Origin of the sequence: Streptomyces amritsarensis (assembly GCF_001953875.1) — a bacterium.
Classification (GTDB): Bacteria; Actinomycetota; Actinomycetes; order Streptomycetales; family Streptomycetaceae; genus Streptomyces; species Streptomyces amritsarensis.
In genome coordinates this window covers 1-5,914 of the sequence record NZ_MQUR01000178.1, presented here as the reverse complement: position 1 = coordinate 5,914, position 5,914 = coordinate 1, and the positions used below count along the sequence as shown (strand labels likewise).

At 73.9% G+C, this 5,914-nt stretch carries 3 protein-coding genes; all 3 read left to right on the top strand.

Annotation, left to right across the window (positions count from 1 at the left end; translation table 11 throughout):
• Positions 1-3,743 (top strand): Pls/PosA family non-ribosomal peptide synthetase (locus tag AVW11_RS35135; protein ID WP_076047047.1); only part of this gene is annotated, 3,743 nt, incomplete at its 5' end.
• A gap of 94 nt (positions 3,744-3,837) precedes the next feature.
• Entirely contained in the window at positions 3,838-5,160 is a 1,323-nt protein-coding gene (locus tag AVW11_RS35130) for a M1 family metallopeptidase (protein ID WP_060178322.1), read from the top strand.
• A gap of 232 nt (positions 5,161-5,392) precedes the next feature.
• On the top strand, positions 5,393-5,872 hold the full coding sequence (locus tag AVW11_RS35125) for a hypothetical protein (protein ID WP_060178449.1): 480 nt from the start codon (positions 5,393-5,395) through the stop codon (positions 5,870-5,872).
• Positions 5,873-5,914 lie beyond the last annotated feature (42 nt).

Genomic DNA, 5,914 nt, shown 5'->3' with positions numbered 1-5,914 from the left:
CCCGCCTCAGCTACCGGGCACTGGCGGCCCAGGTCGACCGCGGCCGCCGCGCCCTCGCCGCCGCCGGAGTCGGTCCCGGCGACCGGGTCGGCGTACGCGTCCCCTCCGGCACGAACGAGCTGTACGTGGCGATCCTCGCCGCCCTCGCCGCGGGGGCCGCCTACGTGCCCGTCGACGCCGAGGACCCGGACGAACGGGCCGACCTGGTCTTCGGCGAGGCCGGCGTACGGGCGGTCGTCGGCGCCGGCCGGCGCATCGACGTCATCGGCACCGGGGGCCCCACAGGCCCCGCGGCGCCCGGCGACCGCCCCGTGCGCCCCGGCCCCGAACACGACGCGTGGATCATCTTCACCTCCGGCTCCACCGGCAGGCCCAAGGGCGTCGCCGTCACCCACCGCAGCGCCGCCGCCTTCGTCGACGCCGAGGCCGCCCTCTTCCTCGCCGAGGAACCGATCGGTCCCGGCGACCGGGTCATGGCCGGACTCTCCGTCGCCTTCGACGCCTCCTGCGAGGAGATGTGGCTGGCCTGGCGCTACGGCGCCTGCCTCGTACCCGTCCCGCGCAGCCAGGTCCGCAGCGGCGCCGACCTCGGCCCCTGGCTGGTGGTGCAGGAGATCACCGTGGTGTCCACGGTGCCGACCCTGGCCGCCCTCTGGGAGCCCGAGGCCCTCGGCGAGGTCCGCCTGCTGATCTTCGGCGGGGAGGCCTGCCCGCCCGAACTGGCGCAGCGCCTGGTCACCGAGGGCCGCGAGGTCTGGAACACCTACGGCCCCACCGAAGCCACCGTGGTCGCCTGCGCCGCACTCCTGACCGGCGCGGAACCCATCCGCATCGGCCTTCCCCTCAACGGCTGGGAACTCGCCGTCGTCGACGGGTCGGGAGAGCCGGTGCCCATGGGCGGCAGCGGCGAGCTCGTCATCGGCGGCGTCGGCCTGGCACGCTACCTCGACCCCGACAAGGACGCCGAGAAGTACGCCCCCCTGCCGTCCCTCGGATGGCAGCGCGCCTACCGCAGCGGCGACCTCGTCCGCGCCGAGCCCGAAGGACTCGTCTTCCTCGGCCGAGCCGACGAACAGGTCAAACTCGGCGGCCGCCGCATCGAACTCGGCGAGGTCGACGCCGCCCTCCAGGCCCTGCCGCACGTGGCCGGCGCGGCGGCCGCCGTCCGCACCGCGCGCAGCGGCAACCAGCTCCTCGTCGGATACCTGGTCACCCAGGACGGCTGGGACCGCGCGGCGGCCGTGACACGGCTGCGCGCCGAGCTGCCCGCGGCCCTCGTACCCCTCCTCGCCCCCGTCGCCGAACTGCCCACCCGCACCTCCGGCAAGGTGGACCGCGACGCACTGCCCTGGCCGCTGCCCGACCTGGACACCGCCGAGCCCGCAGAAGAGCTCCACGGCACCGAGGCCTGGCTCGCCGAGCAGTGGCGAGAGACCCTCGGAGCGGGCGTCACCAGCCCCTGCGACGACTTCTTCGCGATCGGCGGCAACAGCCTCGCCGCCGCCCAGCTCACCACCCGGCTGCGCAGCCGCTACCCGAGCGCCGCCGTCCTCGACATCTACCAGCAGCCCACGCTGCGCAAGCTGGCCCGCCGCCTGGAGAAGTCCGTACCCGACGAGGGCGCCGTCCGCTCCGTCGCGCCGGTGCCGCTGCGCTCCCAGGCCGTCCAGTCGCTCCTGCTGCTGCCGCTGCTCACCGTGCTGGGCCTGCGCTGGACGGTCGCACTGCTGGCGCTGGGCAACGTGCTGCACCGGTTCGGGCCCTATCCGTGGGCGCCGACCGCCTCCTGGTGGCTCGTCGCCGCCGGCGCCGTCCTGTTCTTCAGTCCCCCGGGCCGCCTCGCCATCGCCGCCGGCGGCGCACGCCTGCTCCTGCGGGGGGTGAAAGCCGGACGGCACCCGCGGGGCGGCAGCGTGCACCTTCGCCTCTGGACGGCCGAGCGGCTGGCCGAGTACGCGGGGGCGACCTCCCTGACCGGCACCTGGCTCGAACGCTACGCGCGAGCGCTCGGCGCCAAGGTCGGCCCCGAGGTCGACCTGCACGCGCTGCCCCCCGTCACCGGCATGCTCAAGCTCGGCCGCGGCTGCGCCGTCGAGTCCGAGGTCGACCTCTGCGGGCACTGGCTCGACGGCGACCAGCTCGAGATCGGACCGGTCCGGATCGGAGCCGGAGCCGTGGTCGGCACCCGCAGCACGCTCTTCCCCGGCGCACGCATCGGCAAGCGGGCCGAGGTCGCCCCCGGCTCCGCCGTGGTCGGCACCGTCCCGACCGGCCAGCGCTGGGCCGGCGCGCCCGCCGTCAAACTCGGCAAGGCCAAACACAACTGGCCCGAGGACCGCCCACCGCGCGCTGCCCACTGGCGGGCCATGTACGGCACCACCGGCTTCTGCCTCACCGTGCTGCCCGTCCTCGCCGCCGTCCCCGCCCTGCTCGTGCTGAGCCGGTTCGTCCCCGCGGACGCCGGGCTCGCCGAGGCCCTGCGCGGAGCGCTGGCCGCCGTGGTGCCCGCAGCACTCGCCTTCGGCCTCGCCTACGCGCTGCTCCTGCTGGCCGCCGTACGCCTGCTCAGCCTCGGCCTGCGCGCCGGCAACCATCCGACGCACAGCCGGATCGGCTGGCAGGCATGGACCGTCACCCAGCTGATGGACCTGGCCAGGGAGACCCTCTTCCCGCTCTACGCCGGACTGATCACCCCGGTCTGGCTGCGCCTGCTCGGCATGAAGATCGGCCGAGGGGCCGAGGTCTCGACCGTACTGGCGCTGCCCACCCTCACCACCGTGGGCGAAGGCGCCTTCCTCGCCGACGACACCCTCACCGCACCCTTCGAGCTGGGCGGCGGCTGGGTGCGGATCGGGCGCTCCGCGATCGGCCGCCGGGCCTTCCTCGGCAACTCCGGCATGGCCGCTCCCGGCCGCACCGTGCCCGACGACGGCCTGGTCGGCGTCCTGTCCGCCGCCCCGAAGAAGGCCAAGAAGGGCAGCTCGTACCTGGGCCTGCCGCCCGTCAAGCTGCCCCGGTCCGCGGCCGCCGCCGACCGGAGCCGGACCTACGACCCGCCCGCGCACCTGCTGTGGGCGCGCGGCCTGGTGGAGCTGTGCCGCCTCGTCCCGGTGTTCTGCTCCGCGGCCCTGGCCGTGCTGACCGTTGCGGCCCTGTGCGCGCTGACCGCGTGGAGCGGCCTCGGCGTCTGGGGCGCCGCACTGCTGTCGGGGGTCGTCCTGCTGGCCGCCGGAGCGACCGCGTGCTGCGTGGCGGTCACCGCGAAGTGGCTCCTGGTGGGCCGGCACCGGCCCGGGGAGCATCCGCTGTGGAGCGCCTTCGTCTGGCGCAACGAGCTCGCCGACACCTTCGTCGAGGTCCTGGCGGTGCCCTGGCCGGCCGGATCGGTGCCCGGGACGCCGCTGATGTCCCTGTGGCTGCGCGGGCTCGGCGCCCGGATCGGCCGCGGCGTGTGGTGCGAGAGCTACTGGCTCCCCGAGACCGACCTGGTCACGCTGGGCGACGGCGTCAGCGTGAACCGCGGCTGTGTATTGCAGACACACCTCTTCCACGACCGGATCTTGAGGACGGATACTGTGATCCTCGGTGAGGGCGCCACCCTGGGCCCCGGCGGAATCGTCCTGCCCGGCAGCACGGTCGGGGCGCGCAGCACCCTGGGCCCCGCCTCCCTCGTGATGGCCGGGGAGTCCGTCCCCGCCGACACCCGCTGGCTGGGCAACCCGATCGAGGCGTGGCGGTCCTGAGAGGCGGTCCCTCCGGCCGGGACGCAGGCGGCGGCAGCCACGGCAGGGGCACACCAGCACGTCGTACGAGCACGCGCAGGGAGCGGAAGCGGCAGTGAGCGGCCAGACGACAGCGGTATCGGATCCGTACTTTCCGGCCAACGGCGACTCCCGATACCGCGTGCACCGGTACGAGATCGCCCTGGACTACCGTCCCGGACCCAACCGGCTGGCCGGCACCGGCCGCCTCAGCGCGATCGCCGGACGGGCACCGCTCACCGAGTTCCACCTGAACCTGGCCGACTTCAAGACAGGCCGTGTCCTGGTCAACGGGCGGGCGCCGCACTACACCCACCGCGGCGGCCGGCTGCGCATCCGCCCGGCCAAGCCGCTGCCCGCCGGAGCCGCCTTCACCGTCGACGTGGCCTGGTCGGGCAACCCCAAGCCGGTGAGCAGCCCCTGGGGCGGCCTCGGCTGGGAGGAACTGACCGACGGCGCACTCGTGGCCAGCCAGCCGGTCGGCGCCCCCTCCTGGTACCCGTGCAACGACCGCCCCGCCGACAAGGCCTCCTACCAGATCTCCGTCAACACGCCGTCCGCCTACACCGTCGTCGCCGGCGGCCGGCTGCTCACCCGTACCACCAAAGCCAGCACCACCACCTGGGTGTACGAGCAGCCCGCGCCGACCTCCAGCTATCTGGTCGGCCTGTCCATCGGCATGTACCAGACCGTGCTGCTGGGAGACCCCGGGCTCGGCGGCGTGACGCAGAGCGCGCACGTGCCCGCCCACCTGCTGTCGCGCTTCGCCCGTGACTTCGCCCGGCAGCCCGCCATGATGCAGCTCTTCGAGGAGCTGTTCGGGCCCTACCCCTTCGGCGAGTACGCCGTGGTCGTCGCCGACGAGGAACTGGACGTACCGGTGGAGGCCCAGGGGCTCTCCCTCTTCGGGGCCAACCACGTCGACGGCGCACGCGGATCGGAGCGCCTCATCGCCCACGAGCTCGCGCACCAGTGGTTCGGCAACAGCGTGACGATCGCCGACTGGCGCCACATCTGGCTCAACGAGGGCTTCGCGAAGTACGCCGAATGGCTCTGGTCGGAGCGCTCCGGAGGCCGCACCGCGCACGTCCAGGCCGCCGCCGCGCACCGGTCCCTGACCTCCCGGCCGCAGGACCTGCGCCTGGTCGACCCCGGCCGGAAACTGATGTTCGACGACCGCCTGTACCAGCGCGGAGGCCTGGCCGTCCACGCCATCCGCCGCGCCCTGGGCGAGGAAGCCTTCTTCCGCATGCTGCGCGACTGGACCACCGTGCACCGCCACGGCGTCGTGAGCACTGCCGCGTTCACCTCCCACGCCGCCCGGTACACGGCCGATCCGCTCGACGACCTGTACTCGGCCTGGCTGTACGAGGTGCCCCTGCCGCCCCTGCCCGTGTAGCTTTCCGGCCGAGCTGAGGCCGCACCCCTCCCTTACTCCTTGACGATCACGCAGGTCAGGGCCCTGCCCGAGGCGGCCGGATGTGGGTGGGGAGGGGTGGGCCGCCCTTGCCCCCGGCCTATGCGGCTGCCAGCATTCCAGCGCGCGCCCCACGGAAGGCCCGGGGAAGAGCAGGTCCCGACGCCTCCCCCGTACGTTCCGCCCGGTGAACAACGAGCCTGGAGTGCATCCCGTGATCCGATCGAAACTGCGTACGCTGCTGCTCGGTGGCGGCAGTGCGGCCGTCATGCTGGCCACCGCCCTCGTCCCCGCCACGGCGTCCGCCTCACCCGCTCCCGAGGCCCGGGACGCGGCGGGCGCGGCCGCCGGCTTCTGGTCCTGTACCGTCCCGCCCGGCTACACCTACTCCGCCACCCAGAACACGCTGAACTGCGGGGGCAGCGGCTTCCGCACCTACTACTTCGTCCAGCCGCCCGCCGACAACCTGTGGGCCTGCACCGTGTCCGACGGCTTCACCTACTCCTCCACCCAGAACACCCTCGACTGCTCCACGGGCGGCGGCTTCCGCACCAAGTACCTGCTGCGCACCCCGAAGACCGGACTCTGGGCGTGCACCGTCCCCTCCGGCTTCACCTACACGAGCACGCAGAACACCCTCGACTGCTCGACCAGCGGCGGCTTCCGCACCAAGTACCTCCTGCGGGCCTTCTGACCCGTGGCCGGGGCGGGTGCCGCAGCGGAGCCACCGCTGCGG